18 protein-coding genes are annotated in these 22,536 nt (G+C 72.2%); 17 read left to right on the forward strand and 1 reads right to left on the reverse strand.

The window, feature by feature from the left end; translation table 11 throughout:
• The first annotated feature begins 7 nt into the window (after nucleotides 1-7).
• The 15 genes from BLQ63_RS01420 to BLQ63_RS01490 all read left to right on the forward strand — a co-directional run bounded on the left by BLQ63_RS01420 (nucleotide 8) and on the right by BLQ63_RS01490 (nucleotide 18,220).
• Nucleotides 8-832, forward strand: coding sequence for a substrate-binding periplasmic protein (locus tag BLQ63_RS01420; protein WP_091027361.1), 825 nt, complete (start codon nucleotides 8-10; stop codon nucleotides 830-832).
• On the forward strand, nucleotides 829-2,103 hold the full coding sequence (locus BLQ63_RS01425; protein WP_091027362.1) for an MFS transporter: 1,275 nt from the start codon (nucleotides 829-831) through the stop codon (nucleotides 2,101-2,103). The genes BLQ63_RS01420 and BLQ63_RS01425 overlap by 4 nt, the downstream gene beginning before the upstream one ends.
• Nucleotides 2,104-2,184: 81 nt before the next feature.
• A complete protein-coding gene (locus BLQ63_RS01430; protein WP_091027363.1) occupies nucleotides 2,185-3,696 on the forward strand; it encodes a serine/threonine-protein kinase in 1,512 nt (503 codons plus the stop codon).
• Between the two features lie 143 nt (nucleotides 3,697-3,839).
• Nucleotides 3,840-4,490, forward strand: a complete 651-nt coding sequence (locus BLQ63_RS28175; RefSeq protein WP_177154736.1) for an HD domain-containing protein — start codon at nucleotides 3,840-3,842, stop codon at nucleotides 4,488-4,490.
• 182 nt (nucleotides 4,491-4,672) lie between these two features.
• Complete coding sequence (locus tag BLQ63_RS01440) at nucleotides 4,673-5,686, forward strand: LacI family DNA-binding transcriptional regulator (RefSeq protein WP_091027364.1); 1,014 nt, start codon at nucleotides 4,673-4,675, stop codon at nucleotides 5,684-5,686.
• Nucleotides 5,683-6,600 carry a carbohydrate ABC transporter permease gene (locus tag BLQ63_RS01445; protein WP_091027365.1) on the forward strand — a complete coding sequence of 306 codons (918 nt, stop codon included), beginning with the start codon at nucleotides 5,683-5,685 and terminating at the stop codon, nucleotides 6,598-6,600. Before BLQ63_RS01440 ends, BLQ63_RS01445 begins: the two co-directional genes overlap by 4 nt.
• A gap of 5 nt (nucleotides 6,601-6,605) precedes the next feature.
• A complete protein-coding gene (locus tag BLQ63_RS01450) occupies nucleotides 6,606-7,451 on the forward strand; it encodes a carbohydrate ABC transporter permease (RefSeq protein WP_091028553.1) in 846 nt (281 codons plus the stop codon).
• Between the two features lie 33 nt (nucleotides 7,452-7,484).
• Nucleotides 7,485-8,765, forward strand: a complete 1,281-nt coding sequence (locus BLQ63_RS01455) for an ABC transporter substrate-binding protein (protein WP_091027366.1) — start codon at nucleotides 7,485-7,487, stop codon at nucleotides 8,763-8,765.
• 95 nt (nucleotides 8,766-8,860) lie between these two features.
• On the forward strand, nucleotides 8,861-10,018 hold the full coding sequence (locus BLQ63_RS01460; RefSeq protein ID WP_091027367.1) for an ADP-ribosylglycohydrolase family protein: 1,158 nt from the start codon (nucleotides 8,861-8,863) through the stop codon (nucleotides 10,016-10,018).
• Nucleotides 10,015-11,367, forward strand: coding sequence for an ADP-ribosylglycohydrolase family protein (locus BLQ63_RS01465; RefSeq protein ID WP_091027368.1), 1,353 nt, complete (start codon nucleotides 10,015-10,017; stop codon nucleotides 11,365-11,367). The genes BLQ63_RS01460 and BLQ63_RS01465 overlap by 4 nt, the downstream gene beginning before the upstream one ends.
• 537 nt (nucleotides 11,368-11,904) lie before the next feature.
• On the forward strand, nucleotides 11,905-12,843 hold the full coding sequence (locus BLQ63_RS01470) for a ribokinase (RefSeq protein WP_091027369.1): 939 nt from the start codon (nucleotides 11,905-11,907) through the stop codon (nucleotides 12,841-12,843).
• Nucleotides 12,840-14,861 (forward strand): SUMF1/EgtB/PvdO family nonheme iron enzyme, encoded by a 2,022-nt coding sequence (locus BLQ63_RS01475; RefSeq protein WP_091027370.1) that lies wholly within the window; start codon nucleotides 12,840-12,842, stop codon nucleotides 14,859-14,861. The genes BLQ63_RS01470 and BLQ63_RS01475 overlap by 4 nt, the downstream gene beginning before the upstream one ends.
• A complete protein-coding gene (locus tag BLQ63_RS01480) occupies nucleotides 14,858-16,045 on the forward strand; it encodes a CaiB/BaiF CoA transferase family protein (RefSeq protein WP_091027371.1) in 1,188 nt (395 codons plus the stop codon). Before BLQ63_RS01475 ends, BLQ63_RS01480 begins: the two co-directional genes overlap by 4 nt.
• Complete coding sequence (locus BLQ63_RS01485; protein ID WP_091027372.1) at nucleotides 16,042-16,827, forward strand: HpcH/HpaI aldolase/citrate lyase family protein; 786 nt, start codon at nucleotides 16,042-16,044, stop codon at nucleotides 16,825-16,827. Before BLQ63_RS01480 ends, BLQ63_RS01485 begins: the two co-directional genes overlap by 4 nt.
• 85 nt (nucleotides 16,828-16,912) lie before the next feature.
• Nucleotides 16,913-18,220 (forward strand): CocE/NonD family hydrolase, encoded by a 1,308-nt coding sequence (locus BLQ63_RS01490; protein WP_218124987.1) that lies wholly within the window; start codon nucleotides 16,913-16,915, stop codon nucleotides 18,218-18,220.
• Between the two features lie 57 nt (nucleotides 18,221-18,277).
• Here BLQ63_RS01490 and BLQ63_RS01495 read toward each other — a convergent pair whose 3' ends face one another.
• Nucleotides 18,278-20,122 carry a hypothetical protein gene (locus BLQ63_RS01495; RefSeq protein WP_143014723.1) on the reverse strand — a complete coding sequence of 615 codons (1,845 nt, stop codon included), beginning with the start codon at nucleotides 20,120-20,122 and terminating at the stop codon, nucleotides 18,278-18,280.
• A 210-nt stretch (nucleotides 20,123-20,332) separates the two neighbouring features.
• Here BLQ63_RS01495 and BLQ63_RS01500 point away from each other — a divergent pair, with 210 nt between their 5' ends.
• Together BLQ63_RS01500 and BLQ63_RS01505 are read left to right on the forward strand one after the other, a co-directional pair.
• Nucleotides 20,333-20,845 carry a SigE family RNA polymerase sigma factor gene (locus BLQ63_RS01500; protein WP_091027374.1) on the forward strand — a complete coding sequence of 171 codons (513 nt, stop codon included), beginning with the start codon at nucleotides 20,333-20,335 and terminating at the stop codon, nucleotides 20,843-20,845.
• 14 nt (nucleotides 20,846-20,859) lie between these two features.
• Entirely contained in the window at nucleotides 20,860-22,359 is a 1,500-nt protein-coding gene (locus BLQ63_RS01505; RefSeq protein ID WP_091027375.1) for a hypothetical protein, read from the forward strand.
• Nucleotides 22,360-22,536 lie beyond the last annotated feature (177 nt).

Genomic DNA, 22,536 nt, shown 5'->3' on the forward strand with positions numbered 1-22,536 from the left:
GAGACCGATGAACCGACTGCGAACCCTTGCCGCCGGGGCGGCCTGCGCCGCGATGGCCGCCGCGCTCACGTCCTGCGCGGCCGACGAGGACGAGTCCATCCTCGACAAGGACGTCCTGCACATCGGCGTCTTCAGGGACTACCCGCTCATCAGCGAGGCCGACGCCAACGGGACCTACGACGGCTTCGACGTCCAGGTGGCGCGGCACATCGCCGACGACCTCGGCATCGAGGCCGAGTTCGTCCCGCTCGACGCCGACGACCGGATCACCTTCCTCCAGACCGGCGAGGTGGACCTCGTGTTCGCCGCCTTCTCCATCACCCCCGATCGCAAGCAGCAGATCGACTTCGCCGGACCGTACGTGCTGGAGTCGTTCAACCTCCTGGTCCGCGGCGCCGACGAGTCCATCACCGCGCTCGCCGACCTCGAAGGCAAGACCATCTGCGAGGCCACCGGCGCGAACGTGTTCGAGCGCATCAAGGTCGAGCACGGCGTCAACGTGGAGCGCGAAGAGGTCGACACCTACTCGACCTGCCTCGACGGCCTCGCCGCGGGCGAGTTCGACGCCGTCGCCACCGACGAGTTCATCCTCGCCGGACTCCTCGACAGCCGACCCGAACTCGGCCTGGAGATCCTCGACATCCGCTTCTCCAGCGAACGCATCGGGATCGGCATGCAGCCGGGCGACACCGCCGGATGCGAGGCCCTCAACCGCGCCATCACCGAGATGTACAACACCGGGACCATGGAGCGCTACCTCCAGGAATGGTTCGGCCAGGCCGGGCTCGACGTCGCGAACCCGCCCATCCCGCAGTTCGAAGGATGCGCATGAGCACCGCCGCGCCCGTACGCGCCCGCACCCCGCGCCAGGTCATCGCCGCCTGCGCCGTCGGCACCTCCCTGGAATGGTACGACTTCTTCCTCTACGGCACCGCCGCCGCACTCGTGTTCCGGCCGCTGTTCTTCCCCGGCTCCGACGCCGCCACCGGCACGCTGCTGGCCTTCGCGACCTACGGCGTCGGCTTCGTGGCCCGGCCCATCGGCAGCGTCGCCTTCGGCTACCTCGGCGACCGCATCGGCCGCCGCAACGTCCTGTCGGTGACGCTGCTGCTCATGGGCATGGCCACCTTCCTCATCGGCATCCTGCCCACCCACGCCTCCATCGGCACCACCGCGCCGGTCCTGCTCATGCTCCTGCGCTTCGCCCAGGGCCTGAGCCTCGGCGGCGAATGGGGCGGCGCCGTCCTGCTGTCCATCGAGCACACCCGCCGCAGCGAGTGGGGCCTCGCCGCCGCCTGGGTCCAGTTCGGCGTCCCCGCCGGCAACATCCTCGCCGTCGGCATCCTCGCGGCCGCCAACGCCGTGCTCGACCAGTCCGACTTCGCGACCTGGGGCTGGCGGCTGCCGTTCCTCGTCTCCGCCGCACTCGCCCTGGTGGGCCTGTGGATCCGCCACCGCGTCGCCGAATCGCCCATGTTCGCCGAACTCCCGCCCCGGACCGACAACCCCCTGCTCGAAGTCCTCGCCCGCCACCGCCCCGCACTGGTCGCGTCCTTCCTCGTCCGCATCGGCGTCGACGTCGCCTTCTACATCTTCACCCTCCACCTGCTGACCTACCTCGCCGACGAGGTCGGCCTGCCCAGCAGCACCGGACTCCTCGCCGTCGTGATCGCCTCCGGCGTCCAGCTGTTCCTGGTGCCCTGGTTCGGGCGCCTCTCCGACCTCCACGGCCGCAGGGGCATCGCCATCGCCGGGGCGGCCCTCGCCGCCGCCTGGTCCTGGGCGTTCTTCCCGATGCTCGACACCGGATCGACCCTCATGGTCGTCCTCGCCGTCACCGGCGCGCTGGTCTTCCACGCCGCCATGTACGGACCCCAGGCCGCCTTCATCGCCGAGCTGTTCCCCACCGAGGTCCGCTACTCCGGCACCTCGCTCGGCTACCAGGTCGCGGGCGTCTTCGGCGGCGCCCTCGCGCCCATCGTCGCGATCCTCCTGTTCGACGCCTTCCAGACCACGGCCGCCATCTCGCTCTACGCCACCGCCGCACTGGCGGTCACCGTCTACGGACTCCTCATCGCACCGCGACCGGTCGAAGAGGACTGACCGGCCCGACCGGGAGCACCGGTCCTTTAGGATTGTCGTTCCACCCCTTTGTTCACCCCTTGACGACCGCGAGGTACCGCCGTGGAACCCGGAACGCTCATCGCCGACCGCTACCGGCTCGACGAGACGATCGCCTCCGGCGGCATGGGCACCGTCTGGCGCGGCTTCGACCTGCGCCTCAAACGGGCCGTGGCGATCAAGATCCTCAAGACCGGCTTCGAGGACGACGACGTCGCCCGCGCCCGCTTCGAGCACGAGGCCCAGTCCGTGGCCGCCCTGCGCCACACCGGCATCGCCGCGCTCTACGACTACAGCGAGATGCAGGACGAGACGGGCGCGTTCCTGTCCTACCTGGTCATGGAGCTCATCGAGGGCCGCTCCCTGACCGCGCGCCTCCTCGACGGGCCCATGGCCCCGGCCGAGGCCATGCGCCTGTGCGCGCAAGTCGCCGAAGCGCTCCAGTGCGCCCACGAGGCCGGGATCATCCACCGGGACGTCAAGCCCGCCAACATCATCCTCGACAACCGCGGCCGCGCCGTCCTGGTCGACTTCGGCATCGCGCTCTCGGCCGGGCGCACCGCCATCACCGAGACCGGGATGCTCCTGGGCACCCTCTACTACGCCTCGCCCGAGCAGCTCGAAGGCCGCGAGCTGAACTTCGCCACCGACATCTACTCGCTCGGCGCCGTCACCTACGAATGCCTCGCCGGGAACCCGCCGTTCACCGGCGACACCGCCGGGACCATCCTCAACGGACACCTGAACCAGCCGCCCCCGCAACTGCCCGAGACCGTCCCGCCCGCGCCCGCCGCGACCGTCTTCCGGGCCCTCGCCAAGCGACCGGACCAGCGCTGGCCCAGCGCGGCCGCGCTCGCCGAGGCGAGCGGCGAGGCGATCGCGAACCCGTTCGCGGCGCAGCCGCTGCCCTCGCACGTGTACGCCCACGTGCCGAGCCCGGCGACGCACGTCACCCCGCCCGGACCCGAGGCACCGACCTCGCCGAACGCCGGGCTGCGCAAAACCAGGCGCGGCACGGCGATCGCTCTCGTCGGCACGGTGCTCGCGATCGCGGGCCTGGCGGTCGCACTGATGTTCTCGCCGTGGTTCGGCATGGCCGAGGGCGTCATCGGCGAGCAGGGCACGTTCGGCGCCCTGGACTGGCGGAGCAACAGCGGCGCCGAGGCGATGGACTCCGAGAGCCCTTCGAGCGCCGCGCCTTCCACTTCGGACGCCACCTCGGCCGAGGAGACCGAGCACGGCGAGGGCGGCCCGACCACCGAGGCGGGGGAGGACGACGAGGACACCGGCGGCGGTGGCGGCGAGGCCACCGAGGAGGAGTCCGACGACGCCGGCTCCGTCGACGGCGGCGCGGCGAACCTCCCCGACGTGTGGGGCATCTGGTACACCGACGCCTGGAACGAGCTATACGAGGCGGGCTGGGAGAACCTCAAGCTCGAGCGGAGCACGGTCGATCCCGAGAACGGCGCGACCGACTGCAGCGTGCTCTACACCGATCCCGAGGGCGGCACCCCCACCCACTACGACGAGCTGGTCACCATCACCTACCTCGAGATCAACGACAACACCTGCTGAGCCTCGGGCGCCGGGTACCGCTGCGGACCAGTCGAACCGCGGACCGGCGCGTGTGGTGCGCCCGCCCGGGCCCGCGGTCCGGTACGCTCGCTCGTCCGCAACCGAAGGAGCGCATCATCGACACCCAGGACTCGCCCCGCACCGTGAAGGTCCTCGAGGCCGCCGAGGCCTACGCCCGCGCCGAACTCGGCGGGGACTCCGGCGGCCACGACTGGTGGCACGTGCACCGCGTCCGCAACCTCGCCGTCGAACTCGCCCGCGAGGAGGACGCCGACCGCTTCCTCACCGAACTCGCCGCGCTGCTCCACGACATCGGCGACTTCAAGCTCTCGGGCTCGCTCACCGCGGGGGAGGAGGCCGCCCGGCGCTTCTGCACCGAGCAGGGCCTGTCCGCGGAGGACACCGATCACGTCGCCGGGATCGTCGCCGACCTCTCCTACAAGGGCGCGGGCGTCCCCGACGCGCCCTTGAGCCTCGAAGGGCGCTGCGTGAGGGACGCCGACCGGCTCGACGCCATGGGCGCGATCGGCATCGGCCGCGCCTTCGCGTACGGCGGCCTCCACCGGCGGGCCATGTGGGACCCCGAGGAGGCGCCGCGCCTGCACGCCACCGAGACCGAGTACCGCAGCGCCAAGGGCTCCACCATCGCGCACTTCCACGAGAAGCTCCTGCTGCTCAAAGGCCGCATGTCCACCGACGCCGGGGCCCGGCGGGCCGAGCACCGGCACGGCGTCCTGGTCGCGTTCGTGAACGAGTTCATGGCCGAATGGGACGGCGAGGACGGCCGGGGCTGAACGGCCACTCCTACACCGCGGTTATCAAGCTGTAACCTTCGGCACTTCGCCTGGGGCCCAACGCTTCCGGCTCAGGCAACACGTCTCGCCCCCGTTGCCCGCGTGACAGGTGGGAAAACCTCTGATACGTTCGCTGAAATCGTTCTTAAGAACGTTTTCAACGACGAAAACAGGGGCTGCGCATGGCCGAGACGAAGAAGTCCAACCTCGCGCTGGTCGCCGCGCGGGCCGGTGTCTCCGTGGCGTCGGTGTCGCGGGTCCTCAACGGAGGCGGCGCCTCCGAGGAGATGACCCGGCGCGTCCGCGAGGCCGCCGAGGCACTGGGCTACGTGCCCGACACCAGCGCCCGAACCCTCCGCACCGGCCGCACCGACCAGATCGCGCTCGCCGTCGCCGACGTCGGCAACCCCGTCTACGTCCAGATGATGCGCACCGTCACCAGCATCGTCGGCAAGGCCGGCTACCGCCTCGTCGTCTCCTCCACCGGCTCGGACCCCGCCGACCAGATCGACCTGCTCTCCAGCCTCAACCGCGGCTACGCCGACGGCCTCCTCCTCAGCCCCCTGCGCATTACCGCCGACCTCATCGCCGCCATGCGCGGCAGCCGCCTCCCCATCGTCGTCATCGGCACCCTCCCGGCCGACGTCGAACTCGACAACGTCCGCGCCGACTCCGCCACCGGCATCGGCCTCGCCGTCGAACACCTCGTGGCCCAGGACCGGCGCCGCATCGCGCTCGTCAACGGCCCGGTCGACACCGTCCCCGGCGCCGCCCGACTCGCCGGCTACCTCGCTGCCGTCGAACGCTTCGGCCTCACCACCAGCAGCGAACTCCAGGTCACCGCCACCGGATTCACCTACCGGGCCGGACGGCGCGCCACCGCGCAGCTCCTCGGCCAGTCCAGCCCCGACGCCATCGTGTGCGCCAACGACCTCCTCGCCGTCGCCGCCCTCAAGGAACTCGCCGCCGCCGGCGCCCGCGTCCCCGCGGACGTCGCCGTCGTCGGCATGGACGACACCGACGCCGCCGAACTCGCCACCCCGTCCCTGACCAGCGTCGACCTCGGCTCCGCCAAGCGCGCCAAGGCCGCCGCGAAACTCCTCATCCGCCGCATCCAGGACCCGGACGCCCCCGTCCAGCGGCTCGTCATCGCCCCGAGCCTCTCCGTGCGCGAATCCACACAGGAGGCCGCGTGACCGCCGCCCTCGAAGCCGCCGCCCCGCGCCGCAAGCGCCGCCGCGGCACCGACGGCCGCGACGCCTGGCTCCTGGTCCTGCCCGCCCTCCTGCCGGTGATGCTCTTCAGCGTCTACCCGCTCGTGTACGGCGTGCTCCTCGGCTTCACCGACGCCGAAGCCGGACTCAACGCCGAGACCCACTTCAACGGCCTCGACAACTACGTCGAGCTCGCCGGCAACGGCCTGTTCTGGGAATCGTTCAGGATCGGCCTCGTCTGGGCCTTCTCCGTCACGATCCTCCAGTTCCTCGCCTCCCTCGGCCTCGCGCTCCTGCTCAACCTCGACCTGCGGCTGCGCTGGCTCGCCCGCACCCTCGCGCTCATCCCGTGGGCCATGCCGCCGGTCATCATCGCGATCATGTGGCAGCTCATGCTCAACCCCGGCTACGGGCCCGTCAACCGGATGCTCGACGCCGTCGGCCTCCCCAGCGACGTCAACTGGCTCGGCGAGGCCTCCATCGCCCTGCCCGTGGTCATCATCGTGGGCGTCTGGGCCGGCATGCCCCAGACCACCGTCACCCTCCTCGCCGGACTCCAGTCCGTCCCCGCGGAACTCAACGAAGCCGCCGCCATCGACGGGGCGAGCACCTGGCGCCGCTTCTGGCACGTCACGCTCCCCGCCCTGCGGCCCATCGTCATCGCGATCACCACCCTCGACCTGATCTGGAACTTCAACTCCTTCGCGCTCGTCTTCGTGCTCACCGCGGGCGGCCCCGGCGGCACCACCATGCTCCCGAGCCTGTTCGCCTACAACGAGGCCTTCCGCTACGGCAACTTCGGCTACGCCGCGGCCATGGGCAACGTCATGGTGATCCTGATCGGCGCGTTCCTGCTCTTCTACCTGCGCGGCCAGATGCGGAGGCGCCTCCAGTGACGACCATGCCCAAGACCGTGGGACGCAGCCCCTACGCCCGGCCGCTCCAGTACCTGGCGCTGCTCGCCTACATGTGCTTCCTGGCGTTCCCGCTGCTGTTCCTGCTCACCACCGCGTTCAAGACGCCCCGCGAACTCCAGTCGCCCGACGCCGGGCTCCTGCCCCAGCAGCTCAACCTCGACAACTTCACCGCGGCGATCGACAAGGCGAACCTGTACACCGCCGCCGGCAACAGCCTCCTCGTGGCGGTCACGACCACCCTCATCGTCACCGCCGTGGCCCTGCCCGCCGCCTACGCGCTCGTCCGCTTCCGCACCAGGATGCGCGCGGTCGCCACCGGCTGGATCCTCCTCAGCCAGGTCTTCCCGTTCATCCTCATCATCATCCCGCTGTTCCTGCTGCTCAAGGACATCGGACTGGTCAACACCCTCCTGGGGCTCGTGCTCGTGTACGCGGTCTGGTCGCTCCCGTTCTCGCTGTGGATGCTCCAGGGCTACGTCGCCGCGATCCCGGTCGAACTCGAGGAGGCCAGTGCCGTCGACGGCGCCGGGCGCCTCAAGACCCTCTGGAAGGTCGTCCTGCCGCTGCTCGCCCCCGGCCTGGTCGCCACCAGCCTGTTCACGTTCATCAACTCCTGGAACGAGTTCTTCTTCGCGCTCGTGCTCATCCAGGACCCGGACATGCAGACCCTGCCGCTCGCGCTGGCCCGCTTCGTCGGCGCCGAGGGGCAGGTCCAGCTCGGCCAGCTCGCCGCGGCCGCGCTCCTGGCCTGCATCCCGAGCCTCGTCTTCTTCCTGCTCATCCAGAAACGGCTCACCGCCGGACTCCTCAGCGGCGCGGTCAAGGGCTGACCGATGCCGTTCACTATCGAAAGAGAGACACCAATGCGCACTCGCAACAGCGCCGTCGCGGGCCTACTGGCTCTACCCCTCGTCGCGCTCACCGGCTGCTCGGCCTTCGGGGTCGGCGACGACGAAGGCGAATCGAGCACCATCACGTTCCAGTCGCTCGCCTTCCAGGACACCACGATCGCCGCGACGCAGTCGATCGTGGACGCCTGGAACGAGGAGAACCCGGACACGCAGGTCGAACTCGTGCAGGGCTCCTGGGACAACGTCCACGACCAGCTCGTGACCCAGTTCCAGGGCGGCACCGCGCCCGACGTCATCCACGACGAGTCGGCCGACATCATGGGCTTCGCCGAGCAGGGCTACCTGGCGGACCTGGGCCCGCACCTCAGCGACGAGACGACCGGCGCGGTCTCCGACGACGTGTGGCAGTCCGTGACGGCCGGGGACGGCGCGGTCGTCGCCGCCCCGACTCTGCTCCAGTCCTATGTGGTATTCGTCAATACGGACGCGTTCGCCGACGCCGGCGTGGAGATCCCCGCCGGCGAGACCCTCGCCTGGGACGACTTCCAGGCCCTCGCGACCCAGCTCACCGCCGACGGCGCCTACGGCGTGGGCTGGGGCCTCCAGCAGCCGACCGCCGCCGTCATGAACCTGGCCCTGGGCTTCGACGGGACCTTCTTCTCCGGCGAAGGCGACGCGGCCTCGATCGAAGTGGGCGACAACGAACTCGCCGTCCCCGAACGCATCCACGCGATGGCCTACGAGGACCAATCGCTCGACCCCGTCTCGCTCACCCAGTCGGGCTCCGACGTCCTGCCGGGCTTCTTCGACGGCAAGTACGCCATGTACGTCGCGGGCAACTACGTCGCCCAGCAGATCACCGAATCCGCGCCCGAGGGCTTCAACTGGGCCGTCCTGCCCCCGCTCGCCGGCCCGGCCGGACCCGTCCAGGCCGCCAACCCGCAGACCATGTCCGTGTCCGCCGAATCCGACAACGTCGAAGGCTCGGCGGCCTTCATCGACTTCTTCATGCAGGCCGAGCACCAGGCCGCGCTCGCCCAGGGCGACTGGCTGATCCCGTCCTCGAACGAGGCCCGCGACCTCGTCGCCGAGCAGACCGCAGGCGAGAACGGCTGGGAGGCCATCCTCGCCTCCGGCGAAGGCCTGACCGCCGCACCGTTCCAGGCGGCCGTGAACTACCCGCAGTGGAAGGACCAGTTCGCCACGCCCGCGCTCCAGCAGTACCTGGCCGACGAGATCACCGCCGAGCAGCTCCGGCAGCAGCTCACCGACGGCTGGTCCGAACTGGGCTGACCGCCGCAACGCACACGACACGCGTCCGCCGGGGCCCGCCCGCCCCGGGCCCGCCCCGGCGGACGCCACCGAACACCCGATTGCAAGGAGACACGATGACCCTGCCGCTGAAGGACACGCTCGAGTCGAAGGCCACCGGAGCGCTCGCAGGAGCGGCGGTGGGCGACGCGCTCGGCGGCGCCGCCGAAGGGAACACGCCCGAGGCGATCCAGCAGCGCTACGGCGGATTCATCGAGGGCATCGTGCCCCCGTTCCTGGAGGACTGGCGCAACGCCAGGCCCATCGCCCCCTACCACAAGGGCGACGGGCACATCACCGACGACACGCTCATGACCTCGGCGCTCGTCGACGTCTACGACACCGTCCGCGACCACCTCGACGCCCACGCCATCGCCGAGCACCTCGTGCCACTCCTCATCGGCGACAAGCGCTGGATCCCCGAACTGGAGTCCGAGGCACTGCTCCTGCACCGCGTGTTCCTCGCCGAGAAGTGGTTGGTTGCGAGACTGCACTACGGGCACATCGACCCGCGCATCGCCGGCGTCGGCAACATCGTCAACTGCGGCGCCACCATGTACGTCGCCCCGATCGGCATTGTCAACGCCGGATCGCCCGAGGCCGCCTACGCTGAGGCCATCGACGTCGCCGGAGCCCACCAGTCCAGCTACGGCCGCGAAGCCGCCGGGGTCTTCGCCGCGGCCGTGGCCGAGGCCATGCGCCCCGGCGCCGACGTCGACTCCGTCGTCGACACCGCCGTCCGCCTCGCCAAGGACGGCACCCGGCCCGCCATCGAAGCGGTCGCCGACGCCGCCTCCCGCGTGAGCGACTGGAGAGACGGCCTCGCCGACCTGCGCCGCGCCGTCGAACCCTTCGACACCGTCGGCCCGGACTACCGCGCCCCGGCCATGGACGCCCGCATCCCCAGCCGCACCAAGTCCATCGAGGAACTCCCCATCGCCCTCGGCATGGTCATCGCCGCGCAGGGCGAGTACCGCGAGGCGGTCCTCGGCGCCGTCAACTACGGGCGCGACTCCGACTCCATCGCCGTCATGGCCGGATCCATCACCGGCGCCCTCGGCGGCCTCGCGGCCGTCCCCGAGGAATGGGTCGCCGGCGTCAGCGAAGGCAGCCGCATGGACATCACCACCACCGGGTCCGTCATCGCCTCCGTCGCCCGCGACGTGTGGGCCGCCGACGCCGCCCGCGCCGCCGCCGTCGCCGAAGTCCGCGGCGCCTACGCGGGGGCGCGATGATGCGACTGAGCTGGACCCAACCCGAAGACCTCCTGCCGCACGCCCTCGTCGCGGCCGACCTCGACGGCCGCGACGCCGCAGGCGCCCGCCGCCGCTGGACCGACGCCGGAGGCTCGCCCGAACCGGTCGTCTCCGGCGCCTCCCCCCAACCCGCGCCCGAGCACCTGCGCACGCTCGCAAGGGAACTCCTCACCGAACTCGACGAACTCCCCGACCCGCCCAACCTGATCCTGGACGAACCGGACGACCTCGACGCGATCCTGGAAGGCGCCGCCGCACCCGCACTGCCGGACATCGCCGACGCCGCCTACGCCGACCGCGTGCACGGCGCCTGGCTCGGCCGCGCCGCCGGATGCCTCCTCGGCAAACCCGTCGAGAAGCTGCCCCTGCACGCCATCCGCGCCATCGCCCGCGACACCGGGAACTGGCCGCTCGCCGGCTACTTCACCGAGGTCGGCCTCGACCCGGCCCTGGCCGCCGCCCACCCGTGGAACCGCCGCAGCAGGCCCACCAGCCTGGCCGAGAACATCGACGGGATGCCCGAGGACGACGACCTCAACTTCCCGCTCATCGCCCTGCACCTCCTGGAGGGCACCGGGCGCGGCTTCACCACCGGCGACGTCGCGCAGGCCTGGCTCGACCTGCTGCCGGGCGGGCGCGTCTTCACCGCCGAGCGGATCACCTACCGGAACCTGCTCGACGGCTACGAGCCCGAACAAGCCGGGAAGGTGCGCAACCCGTTCCAGGACTGGATCGGCGCGCAGATCCGCACCGACCTGTACGGCTGGACCGCGCCCGGCGATCCGCTCGACGCCGCCCGGCTCGCCTGGACCGACGCGCGATTGAGCCACGGCCGCAACGGGATCTACGGCGCCATGTTCGCCGCGGCCGCGAGTGCCGCGGCCGTGGCGGGCGCATCGGTCGACGCGGTCCTGGAGACCGGGCTCGCGGTGGTGCCCGCGCGGAGCCGCTACGCCGGTGCGGTGCGGCGGGGCATGGAACTCGGTCGCGGCGAACTGGACGACGAGAGCGCCATCGACGCTCTGCACGAGGAATACGGGCACCTCCACTGGGTGCATGTACTGAACAACGCGGCGCTGCTCGGGTTCGCGCTGGCGAGGGGCGCGGGCGACTTCGAGCGCACGATCACGCTGGCCGTCTCCGGCGGCTGGGACACCGACTCGGTCGGTGCGACCGCGGGGGCGCTCACGGGGGCACTGGCAGGGGCGAAGCACCTGCCGCGCAACTGGATCGACCCGCTGGACGACCGACTGGCGACCTCGGTCCCCGGCTTCGACGGCGCGAGGTTCACCGCGCTGGCGATCCGCACCGTGGAGGTGTCCCGATGAGCGGATCGATGCTGAACAGCGCCGGGCTCCGCCCGGTCGCGCGAATGGTTCGGGCCGCCCCGAAAGGCGCTGCTATTGCGACCGTCGCCGGTCTCGGTTCGGCGGTGGCGATGCGGATCGCGGAGGTGACGCGATGAGCGCGGTCGTTCTTGCGAGCCCCGGTCCCGGCTCGGTCGTGCGAGCGGTTCGGACCGCCCCGAAAGGCGCGGCCGTTCCGACAATCCCCGGCCTCGACCGGGCCGCGCCGGCGGTGTCGTCTGGCGCGGCGGTTCCAGCCCGCGTGAGGTTCCGCTCGACCGCGCGAGCCATCTCGATGGCCGCGGCCGCTCCGGGCAGCGGCGGCCTTGGCCGGGTTGCGCAAGCGGTCTCGTTGAGCCCGAACGCACCAGTCGTCGCCAACCTTGGCCGCGCTTTGCGGGCACTGCCGCTGGGCATGGCCTTTCCGGTCGGTGACTGCCTCCGCTCGGCCGCGCGAGCCGTTCCAGTGGCCGCGGCGAGGAGTGCCGGTCCGGCGATTGCAATCATGGAGGTGACCCGATGACCGTCGTCGTGCTCGGCAGCGCCAACCTCGATCTCGTCTACGAGGTCGAGCGCATCCCCGCCCCCGGCGAGACCGTCCTGTCCCGGGGCTTCGAGGCCTTCCCCGGCGGCAAGGGCAACAACCAGGCCATCGCGACCGCGCGCGCCGGCGCCGACGTGCGGTTCATCGTCGCGCTCGGGCGCGACGCGGCGGGCGACCGGCTCGCCGACGAGGCACGCCGGGCGGGCATCACGCTCCAGGCGCGCCGCGTGGACGCCCCGACCGGCTCGGCGGTGATCTTCGTGGACCAGCACGCCGAGAACTCCATCGTCGTCAACTCCGGCGCGAACGCCGCACTCGTGGACCCCACGATGGGCGAACTCGCCGACATCGCCGCCGCCGACCTCCTCGTACTGCAACTGGAGACGCCGATCGCCACCGTCGGCGCCGCGGTGACCGCCGCGCGCGCGGCCGCCACCACCGTGATCCTCAACGCCGCGCCCAGCGCGGCCGTCCCCGCCGAACTCCTCCGCGCGGTCGACGTGCTCGTGGTCAACGAGCACGAGGCCGCCGAACTCGCGGGCGAACCCGACGGCACCGGCGAGCGCTCGCTTCTGTCGGTGCTCACCGGGCACGGCTGCGCCGTCATCGTCACGCTCGGCTCGGACGGCGCCCTCGTCGGCGTCCCCGGCCAGGACCCCGTCAAGGTCCCGGCGGTGAAAGTGGACGCCAAGGACACCACCGGCGCGGGCGACACCTTCGTGGGCGCCTTCGCCGCCGCCCTCGACCGCGGCACCCGCTCGACCGACCTCGCGTCCCTGGTCGCCGCAACGGAATTCGCGACCGCGGCCGCCGCGATCGCCGTGCAGCGCAAAGGCGCCGTCCCGTCCATTCCGACCCTTGAAGAAGTCGAGCGCTTCCGCAAGGGGCGCAGTCGTGAAAGGCACCAGTCGTGACGAACACTCCCGCCGACCCCGACGAGGCCGCCACCAACGCGTTCAACCCCCTGGTGCCCAGGCCCATCGACCGTCCCACGACGCTGCCGCCCGGCGGCCGCATCGACGCCGAGGCCGGTGACGTCGCCAAGATCTTCGCCGCACCCGAAGACCCCGCCGACTGGCCCGCCTGGCGCGAGGACCTGACCGCCTGGCGCGACGAGGCCCGCAAGCGCCTGCGCTACAGCGGCGCGGCCTACGAGCGACCCGAAACTCGCTGGGCCGCAAGCGCCTACGCCGTCGCCCAGGTGTGGCTGTGGGACGAGCGGCTGTTCGACCACGCCCGGCAGCGGTTCACCGTGGACGCCTTCCTCGAGTCGATCGCCGGCCAGGGCGGCCTCGACGGGCTCGTCCTGTGGCACGCCTACCCGATCATCGGGATCGACGACCGCAACCAGTTCGACTTCTACCGCGGCGTCCCCGGCCTCGCGGACCTGGTGCGGGACTTCCAGGACCGCGGCCTGCGCGTCTTCTTCGACTACAACCCCTGGGACACCGGGACGCGCCGCACCGGCCGCACCGACGCCGAGGAACTGGCCGCGCTGGTCACCGAGTACGGCGTCGACGGGGTCTTCCTCGACACCCTCAAGGAGGGCGACGCGAACCTGACGCGCGCCCTGTCCGAGGCGACGCCGCCGCAGGTCCTCGAAGGCGAGTCCCGCGTCCCCAACCAGCGGGTCGAGGACCACCTGCTGAGCTGGGCCCAGTGGTTCGCCGACTCCGAGGCGCCCGGCGTGCAGCGCGCCCACTGGTACGAGCGCCGCCACATGATGCACTCGATCCGCCGCTGGAACCGCGACCACAGCGGGGAGCTCCAGTCCGCGTGGATGAACGGCACCGGCATCCTCGTGTGGGACACCGTGTTCGGCGTCTGGGTCGGCTGGAACCGGCGAGACGAGGCCACGCTGCGGCGGATGCTGCGCGTGCAGCGCGCCGCGCACGCCCTCCTCACCGCGGGGGAGTGGTCCCCACTGGACGGTGCGACCGCCGAGGCGATCTCGGCCGGCGTGTACGTGTCCCGCTGGACGTCGGGCGGCGCAACCTTGTGGACGATCGTCAACCGGGCCGAAGACGCCTGGACCGGCGACCCACTCGCAGCGCCGCTTCCGCAGGGCGGCAGGCGCTTCGACGTCACCGCGGGTGCGATCGACCCCGCCGCGGTGACCGTCCCCGGTCGCTCCGTCGCGGGCGTCCTCGAACTCGCCCCCGGCGCCGAGGAGCCGATGTGGCTCGCCGACCTGCTCAAGGCCGCCGCCGCGGACCCCGGCTCGGACGACGCCGCCTTCCCCGCGCGCGAAGCGGTCCGGGTCGTCCCGGACGTCTCCGAGTCGCGGTTCGCCCCGGGCGTGGCGGTGCGCGTCGAACCGGGCCGGCATCGCCTGAACGTCACGTACCGGCGCCGCGAGACCGGCTTCTACCAGGGCGCGCCGTACGTCGAGGAGTGGAAGCCTTTGCCGCCGCGCCTGCACGACGACCGCGAGGAGACCGTCGAGGTCGACGTCCGCGGGCCGGTGTCCGTCGCCGCGCGGGAGGTCACCCTCAACGCCTACCAGGTCTTCCTCGTCGCGACCGGCTACCGCCCGCAGGTGGAGCACCGGTTCCTGTGCGGCACTGACGAGGCCGCCGACCACCTCCCGGTGACCGGGGTGTCCCTCGCGGACGCCCGCGCCTACGCGTCCTGGGTCGGCGCGCGGCTGCCCGACGAGTTCGAATGGCAGCTCGCCGCCGCGCAACCGGGCTTCGTGCGGCGCACGCCCGCGGTCTGGAACTGGACCGAGAGCGAGCACTCCGACGGCGTCACCCGCTTCGCGATGCTCAAGGGCGGCAGCGAACACCGCTCCGAAGGCTCGGACTGGTACACCGACGGCGGCGTCAAGGACGCGACGTTCAGCCTGAAGTTCCTGCTGCCCGGGCTGGGCGTCGAGCGCTCCAGCAGCATCGGCTTCCGCATCGCCCGCGATCTGGGGGACACGGCATGACCGCGCCGCTCGAAGGACTCCGCGTCCTCGACGTCTCCACGCTCTTCGCCGGGCCCATCGCCGCGACCTTCCTCGGCGACTACGGCGCCGACGTGATCAAAGTGGAGCATCCGGCCAAGCCCGACGCGTCGCGGGGCCACGGGCCCGCGAAGGACGGCGTCAACCTGTGGTGGAAGACCTTGGGGCGCAACAAGCGCACCGTCACCATCAACCTCGGTACCCCCGAGGGCGCCGAGCTGCTCCTGCGCCTGGCCGCCGAAGCGGACGTGCTCATCGAGAACTTCCGCCCCGGCACCCTCGAACGCTGGGGCCTGGGACCGGGCGTGCTCCACGAGGCCAACCCGCGCCTGGTGGTCGCCCGCGTGACCGCCTTCGGCCAGACCGGGCCGTACTCGTCCCGGCCCGGCTTCGGCAGCCTCGCCGAGGCCATGAGCGGCTTCGCGGCCCTCACCGGGCAGCCCGACGGCCCGCCCACCCTGCCCCCGTTCGGCCTCGCCGACGGCGTCGCGGCCCTGGCGACCGCCTTCGCCGTCATGACCGCGCTGCGCGCCGCCGACCGCGACGATCACGGCCAGGTCATCGACCTCGCCATCATCGAGCCGATCCTCATGCTCCTGGGCGGGCAGATCACCGCCTACGACCAGCTCGGCCTCCTCCAGCCGCGCAGCGGGAACCGCTCGGTCAACAACGCCCCGCGCAACGTCTACCGCACCGGCGACGGCGACTGGGTGGCCGTCTCGACCAGCTCCCAGTCGATCGCCGAGCGCGTCATGCGCCTGGTCGGGCGCGGCGATCTCGTGGCCGAGCCCTGGTTCGCCTCCGGGCACTCCCGCGCCGAGCACGCCGACGAACTCGACGAGGCCGTCTCGGCGTGGATCGGCGACCGGTCCACCGCGGCCGTGATCGCCGCGTTCGAAGGCGCCCAGGCCGCGATCGCCCCGGTCTACGACGTGCGCGGGGTCCTCGCCGACCCGCAGTACCGCCACATCGGCACCGTCCAGACCGTCGAGGACGAGGAGCTCGGGCCCGTGAAGATGCAGAACGTGCTCTTCCGCCTCTCCGAGACCCCCGGCGCGATCCGGTGGACCGGACGACGCCACGGCCAGGACACCGACGCGGTGCTCGCCGAGGCCGGCGTGACCCGCGAACAACTGGACCTGCTGCGCGAGAAGGGAATCATTTGAGCCCGCTCACCGCCCTCTACGTACCCGGGGACCGGCCCGAACGCTTCGAGAAGGCCGTCGCCTCCGGCGCCGACGTGGTGATCCTCGACCTCGAGGACGCCGTGCCCGACCGGTCCAAGGCCGACGCCCTCGCCAACGTCGTGGAATGGCTCGCCTCGCCGCCGGCGGAGGTCTCGATCCAGGTCCGCGTCAACGAGCGTGCGGCCCATGAGATCCGCGCCGTGCGCGCGACCGGCGCGGCCGTCGGGCTGCGCATCCCCAAAGTGGAGGACCCCCGCAGGCTCGACGCCGTCGCCGTGCTCGCAGGCGGCCTGCCGCTCACCGCGCTCATCGAGTCGGCCCGCGGCATCGAGGCCGCCGCCGCCATCGCCGCCCACCCGGCCGTCCACGAGGTCGCCCTCGGCGAGGCCGACCTCGCCAGCGACCTCGGCAGCGCCGACCCGCTCGTGCGCGACCAGCTCCGCGTCCGGCTCCTCGTCGCCGCCCGCGCCGCCGGACTCCCCGCGCCGATGCTGTCGGCCTACCCCGCCATCGGTGACCTCGACGGTCTGCGCGCCGACACCGAGCGCGGCAGGGCCCTCGGCCTGCGCGGCCGCGTCGCCGTCCACCCCAAGCAGCTCGCCGTCATCAAGGAGGTCTTCGCCCCCGACGAGGAGGAGCGCGCCTGGGCCCGGGAGGTGGTCGACGCGCTCGAAGGCGGCGGCGTCGCCACCCTCGCCGACGGCCAGATGGTCGACCCGGCGATGCTCGGCCGCGCCCGCAGGCTCCTGGAACACGGTTGAGCTTTGCCGCAACCCGGGCCTGACCTCACCGATCGTCGCTAAACTCGCGACAGGCGACGATCGCGGGGGAGTGACGATGAGCCTCATGAGCCATGCCGTCCAGCACTACCGCAAGCTCCCCGCCCCCACGACCCGCAGCATCAGGACCGAACGCGACCTGCCCGTCCCCATGCGCGACGGCACCCGGCTCCTCGCCGACCGCTGGGCTCCCAGGCGCGGACCCGAAGGGCTGCCGACCGCGCTCGTGCGCACCCCGTACGAGCACCGCGGCCTCCACGACAGGACGATCGCCCGGCCCCTGGCCGAACGCGGCTTCCAGGTGATCAGCGTGGCCATGCGGGCGGGCGCGGGCGGCGCCGCGGATCCGCTCCGCAAGGAGTACGAGGACGGCCTCGACGTCATCGCCTGGATCATCGCCCAGCCCTGGTTCGGCGGGTCCCTCGTGCCGGCGGGCCCGAACCACCTCGGCGGCGCCCAGTGGGCCGTCGCCGCCGACGCCCCGCCCCAGGTCAAGGCCATGGTGCCGGCGGCCGCCTCGATGGCGGCCGACGTACTCCCCGACTTCTCGGTCCCGGCCTCGCTGGTCGGCGGCTGGTACGACGCGTTCCTGCCCGGCCAGGTGCGCGACTTCGCCGCGCTCCAGGCCGCCGGCCGGCACCCGCGGTTGACCATCGGGCCGTGGGCCCACGACGACACGGCCCGCGCCGCCGTCGCCGAGACCCTCGATTTCGCCCTCCCGCTGGCCCTCGGCCGCATTCCCGCCGAGCGCGCCGCGGTGCGCCTCTACGTGATGGGGGAGGAGGCCTGGCGGGACTTCGACTCCTGGCCTCCCCAGGGCTACAAGGAGAAACGCGTCCTCCTCGGCGCCGACGGCTCGCTGTCGGTGAAGCACCGGGAAGGCACGGTCGGCTTCCGCTACGACCCGGACGACCCCACCCCGACCCTCGGCGGCCACGGCATCGACCGCGCCGGCAAGGCCGACAACATCTGGCTCGAGGCCCGGCCCGACGTCCTCACCTTCACCACCGACGTCCTCACCAGGGACTTCGAGGTCGTCGGCCACGTGAACGCCGCGATCCGGTTCCGCTCCACCCGGCCGACCGCGAACGTCTTCGTGCGGCTGTGCGACGTGGACCCGCTGGGCCGCTCCTGGAACGTGTGCGACGGCCTGACCCGCGTCACCGAGGCGACCGAAGCGCAGACGGTCCCCGTCGACCTGTGGCCCACGGCGTACCGCTTCGCGACGGGCCACCGCATCCGGGTCCAGGTGTCGAGCGGTGACGTGCCGGACCGCCACGGCCGGGGCGCCGACCTCGATGCGGCCGACCAGGAGGTCCACTGCGGCGGCGACCATCCTTCGACCATCACCCTGCCGATCCGCCCCGCCGCCTGAACCGGGCCGCGGCCCCGACGAGGCGGGCCCGGCCTGCTCGGCCGGGCCCGCACCGGCCTATCGGATGCCGTACGAGCGGATGGTCTCGTGCTCGACGGTGTTGCCCGCCGCGTCGGCGGCGGTGAAGCGCACCGACGCGAACGCGGCGTCCTGCGGCAATCGGACGCTCGCGGTCGCGGTGTCGCCCTCGCGGTCGATCGGGACGGCCGTCCAGGTCGCGCCGTCGTCGAAGGACACCTCGAAGGTCATCGCGGCGCAGTCCTGGTCGTCGGCGCCGGGCTGCTGGGCGAATTCGAGCGTGAAGTCCTGGACCGCGCCGGCCTGGGCGTACCCGTTCGCGATGCCGGACGCGGCGAACTCGACCACCGAGACCGGCAGCGCCGCGTTCGCCTCAGGGTCGTAGTCGAAGTCCCAAGACGCCGCGGACCGGCTCCCCAGCGGGGTCCACGGCGTCTCGCGGTCGAACGCGGCGGTCACCTTCAACCGGCCCGCGCCGACCTCGGACTGCTCGACGGCCAGGCCCATCTCGTCGCTCGTGGCCACGAGCGTCCCGTCGCGGGCGAGGGTCATCTCGCCGGGCAGGTACTCGGTCTGCACCGCCTCGTCGCCGCTCGAGGTCGAGAACATCCACGGTGAGAAGTACAGGAGCTCCTGCTCGTCCCAGCGGTAGAACATCGCCGGAAGGAAGTCCTGGCCCCAGTTCTCCAGGCCCACCGACACCGGGGCGTCGTTCCAGACGGCCGCGGTCGCCGACCCGGGTTCGAGGACGCCCGCGTCGCGGTACACCCAGTCCGAGAGCGTGGCGATCTCCTCGTAGGGGAAGACGCCGCGCTGCTCCCAGAAGAGGTCCTCGTCCGCGGTGTAGAACTCGGTGCGGGCCGACGGCAGACCGATCTCGCCGGTCGAGGTGAAGGCGTACGGGTCGTACACCGGGTGCACGGCCATGTCCATGCGGGAGAAGACGGAGTCGGCGCCGAGCGTCCGGTACTCGGCGTCGAGCCTGGCGAGGTCCTCGTCGTGGACCGTCTCGACCATGTCGCCCGGGATGCCGTCGGTGCCGGCCCGGAACAGGTTGTAGCTGTAGGCCTCTGAGGCGCCTTCGGGGTTCATGTATCCCGCGCGCATGACGAATCCGACGTCGCGCCCGCCCGACAGCTCCCCGGTCGGGACCGCGTAGACGTCGCCTCCGGGGAACGCCCACATGGAGGCCCAGGCCCCCTCCTGGGTGCCGGGGGCGTAGCTGAAGGCGTCGAACATGACGCTGTCGGCGACCACGTCGCGGTCGAGGTCGAAACCGACCGGCACGGCCTTGGTGCCGTCGACCACGGTGGCGGTCGGCTGATCGCCCACCACGACCTCCTGGACGGCGAAGACGGACTCGTACGTCTCCTCGTCGAGGTAGTCGTTGAGCATCGCCACCAGGTGGTAGCCGCCCGGTTCGAGGTCGAGCGTCCCGGTGGCGCCCTCGAAGTACTCGGGGCCGCCCGACTCGCCGGTGTCCAGGTCGACCCAGGACACGCCCAGCACATCGGGCGCCGACCCGTCGAGCCACTCGCCGGTGACCGTGACCGCCGTTCCGGAGAGGCCGGGATCCGCCGGCTCCCAACCCGGGTCGTCCACATTGAACTCCGCCAGGTCGAGGCTGCCGGACGCGACCTTGTCGACCGCGTCCAGCGGCACCGCGATGCGGTCGCCGTCCGCGTTGCGCGACACCGAGAATCCCGGCCCCGACCCGTCGGACGTCAGCATCCCGTCCTCGCCGACGCCCACGCCGGCGGGCGACGCGGCCTCCGCCGAACCGAGGTCCGACACCGCCTCCTCCGCCGGCTCCGCCGCTGCGGCACCGGGGACCAGCCCCGCCGCGGCCATGACCGCCGCCGCGCCCAACAATCTCGCTCGCATGAACTCTCCAAACCCGTCGGCATCGTCTGACGGCGGTCAATACGCGCGCCACCGCTGCGGCCGTTGGCAGACCGGAAGGCGCGAAAGCACACGAAAATTCCCCGCGCGCACCTGACAACGCGGCCGGGCGCCGCGGCGTATGTACTTCGCCGGGCCGCGACCACCCCCGTGGGCGCGCCGGCCCCACCTCCGCCACCCGAAAGAGGCCCAGTGAACGTCAAGGAGCAGCGCGAGGCCGCATTCGAGTCCTTCGACCAGGCGTACCGCGCCGGACTGCGGCGGTACGCGTACTACCTGTGCGGGGACTGGTACGAGGCCGACGACATCGTCCAGAAGGCGCTCACCAAGCTGTTCTCCGCCTGGGACCGCGTCGACCCCGAGGGCGCTCCGGCGTACGCGCGCCGGATCGTCACCAACGTCTACCTCTCCCACCGCCGGCTCGCCTGGGTGCGCCGCGAACGGACCACCGAGGAGCTGCCCGTCCGCGCCCTGGAGCGGCCGCAGGAAGAGGTCGACCTGCGCCTGGCCGTCGCCGACGCGCTGGCCCGGCTCACGGCGCGCGAGCGCGTGACGCTCGTGCTGCGGTACTGGGAGCAGCTGTCGGTGGACGAGACCGCGGCGGCGATGGGCTGCTCGGCGGGCACCGTCAAGAGCCAGTCCTCAAGGGGGCTGGGCAAACTGCGCCAGTTGATGGCCGGAACCGTCGTTCTGGCCCGGGCATGATGAAGGGAAGTCAAGTGAACCCGTACGACGACGCGTCCGTGTTCGTCCAGGCGCGGCCCGACGCCACGCCGCCGCCGTCTTCAGTGGACATCAAGCGGGTCATGCGCGAGGGCTACCGCGCCCGGCGCCGCCGCCGCGCGGCCGTCGGCACCGCCGCGGGCGCGGGCGCGGCCGCCGTCGCCGCCGTGCTCGCACTGTCGCTGACCGGCACCCCGGGCACCCCCGAGCAGCGGTTCCCGGCGGGCGACGGCTTCGACTTCGACCCCGCCCTCGCCGGGTACCCCGGCGCGGCCGTGTACGACGACGCCGACCCCGCCGGCGACGCCCTCAACGACGCGGTCCTCGACGCGTTCGGCGACCTGGCCGCCGACGCCGGGTTCGTGGACGAGGACGACCTCGACTACGAGCGGCCCTCGGACGAGGCGATCGCGGAGGCGATGGCGGAGCACGACCTCGACTACTACGCCGCACTGTCCGACCTGGGCTACCGCGGCCTGCCGCTCCTGTTCGGCCCCTGGGAGTCGCCGGGCAACGGCGGCCAGGTGTACCTGCGCGGCTACGTCGCCGGCGACGCCGACGAGGAGGCGGATCAGTCCTCGTTCTCCATCACCGCGCTGGCCCCCGGCGGGTGGACCGCCGACCCCGGCCCGACCGGCGGCGCCGCCTTCCCTCAGCACCTCATCGGCGACGAGGCGACCTGGACCGACCGGGCCCCCGACTTCGCGACCGAGACCCTCGACGACGGACGCACGCTCATGACCGCCGACCACGGCTGCGCACTCGAAGCCGCCGTCGTCTACCCCAACGGGTCGGCACTGCGCTCGTCCTGGGACCTCGACTGCGAGGGCCAGGGCCGCGACATGGACCTGGAGGACCTGACCGCCGCGATGCTGGCGATGCCGCAGATCGACCACGACACGAGCGAACTCGCGCCCGTCGACGACCTGCTCGACGTCCCGGCCGGCTGGGCCTATGACGCGGCTTGGGAGACCGACGCGGCCGCCGACGCCCAGGCCAGCATCGAGGCGGCCGCCGGAGCGATCGGCGAGGTCTACGGCGACCCCGATCTGGACAGCGCCCAGCCGACCCAGGGGGAGACCGGCGACGGGTCCGTCCGCCGCTCCTACGGGGCCGGCCTCCACATGCCCTTCAGCGACGCCGACGGCATCCCGGTGTACTTCTCGCTCTACTACCACCTGCCCGGCGGGTGGCTCCCGGGTCTCGCGCCGGAGGGGACCAGCGCCGAGCCGTACCTCATCGACTGCTCGGAGACCGACAAGGACGACACCTGCGAAGAGTTCGAAGTGGACGGCCGCACCGTCGCCACCCGCACCTTCGGCATCGTGGACTCGCACTCCTACTGGGTGGTCGTCTACGACCCGGCCGGGTGGGCGGTCGCCTTCGAGACCAGCTTCACCGGGGACATCGACGGCTTCGCCTTCGAGGACATCGTCGACCTCGCCGCCGGACTCCCCGCGCCGGTCTACGACGCCGCCGCCTACGAGCGCGACTGACGGCCTCCCCGCGGGACGGGCGTGTCCTCCACCGACGCCCGGCCGCGCAGCGGCGGACGGGGCGGAGGGTGCGCCCGCCGTGGACGGCCACGGGATCGTCCAGCGGCGCGGCGGCCCGAAGCTCATCGCGGAGCCTCCGCGGCCCGGCGTGGCGACATTCCGGGGCTGGGGGGCACT

This window comes from Glycomyces harbinensis (assembly GCF_900101745.1).
Classification (GTDB): Bacteria; Actinomycetota; Actinomycetes; order Mycobacteriales; family Micromonosporaceae; genus Glycomyces; species Glycomyces harbinensis.

What these genes read in the sequence shown, in the direction of transcription:
- BLQ63_RS01420 (WP_091027361.1), top strand. Translation starts at nt 8, where the DNA reads ATGAACCGACTGCGAACCCTTGCCGCCGGGGCGGCCTGCGCCGCGATG.
- BLQ63_RS01425 (WP_091027362.1), top strand. Translation starts at nt 829, where the DNA reads ATGAGCACCGCCGCGCCCGTACGCGCCCGCACCCCGCGCCAGGTCATC.
- BLQ63_RS01440 (WP_091027364.1), top strand. Translation starts at nt 4,673, where the DNA reads ATGGCCGAGACGAAGAAGTCCAACCTCGCGCTGGTCGCCGCGCGGGCC.
- BLQ63_RS01450 (WP_091028553.1), top strand. Translation starts at nt 6,606, where the DNA reads ATGCCCAAGACCGTGGGACGCAGCCCCTACGCCCGGCCGCTCCAGTAC.
- BLQ63_RS01455 (WP_091027366.1), top strand. Translation starts at nt 7,485, where the DNA reads ATGCGCACTCGCAACAGCGCCGTCGCGGGCCTACTGGCTCTACCCCTC.
- BLQ63_RS01460 (WP_091027367.1), top strand. Translation starts at nt 8,861, where the DNA reads ATGACCCTGCCGCTGAAGGACACGCTCGAGTCGAAGGCCACCGGAGCG.
- BLQ63_RS01465 (WP_091027368.1), top strand. Translation starts at nt 10,015, where the DNA reads ATGATGCGACTGAGCTGGACCCAACCCGAAGACCTCCTGCCGCACGCC.
- BLQ63_RS01470 (WP_091027369.1), top strand. Translation starts at nt 11,905, where the DNA reads ATGACCGTCGTCGTGCTCGGCAGCGCCAACCTCGATCTCGTCTACGAG.
- BLQ63_RS01480 (WP_091027371.1), top strand. Translation starts at nt 14,858, where the DNA reads ATGACCGCGCCGCTCGAAGGACTCCGCGTCCTCGACGTCTCCACGCTC.
- BLQ63_RS01490 (WP_218124987.1), top strand. Translation starts at nt 16,913, where the DNA reads ATGAGCCATGCCGTCCAGCACTACCGCAAGCTCCCCGCCCCCACGACC.
- BLQ63_RS01495 (WP_143014723.1), bottom strand. Translation starts at nt 20,122, where the DNA reads ATGCGAGCGAGATTGTTGGGCGCGGCGGCGGTCATGGCCGCGGCGGGG.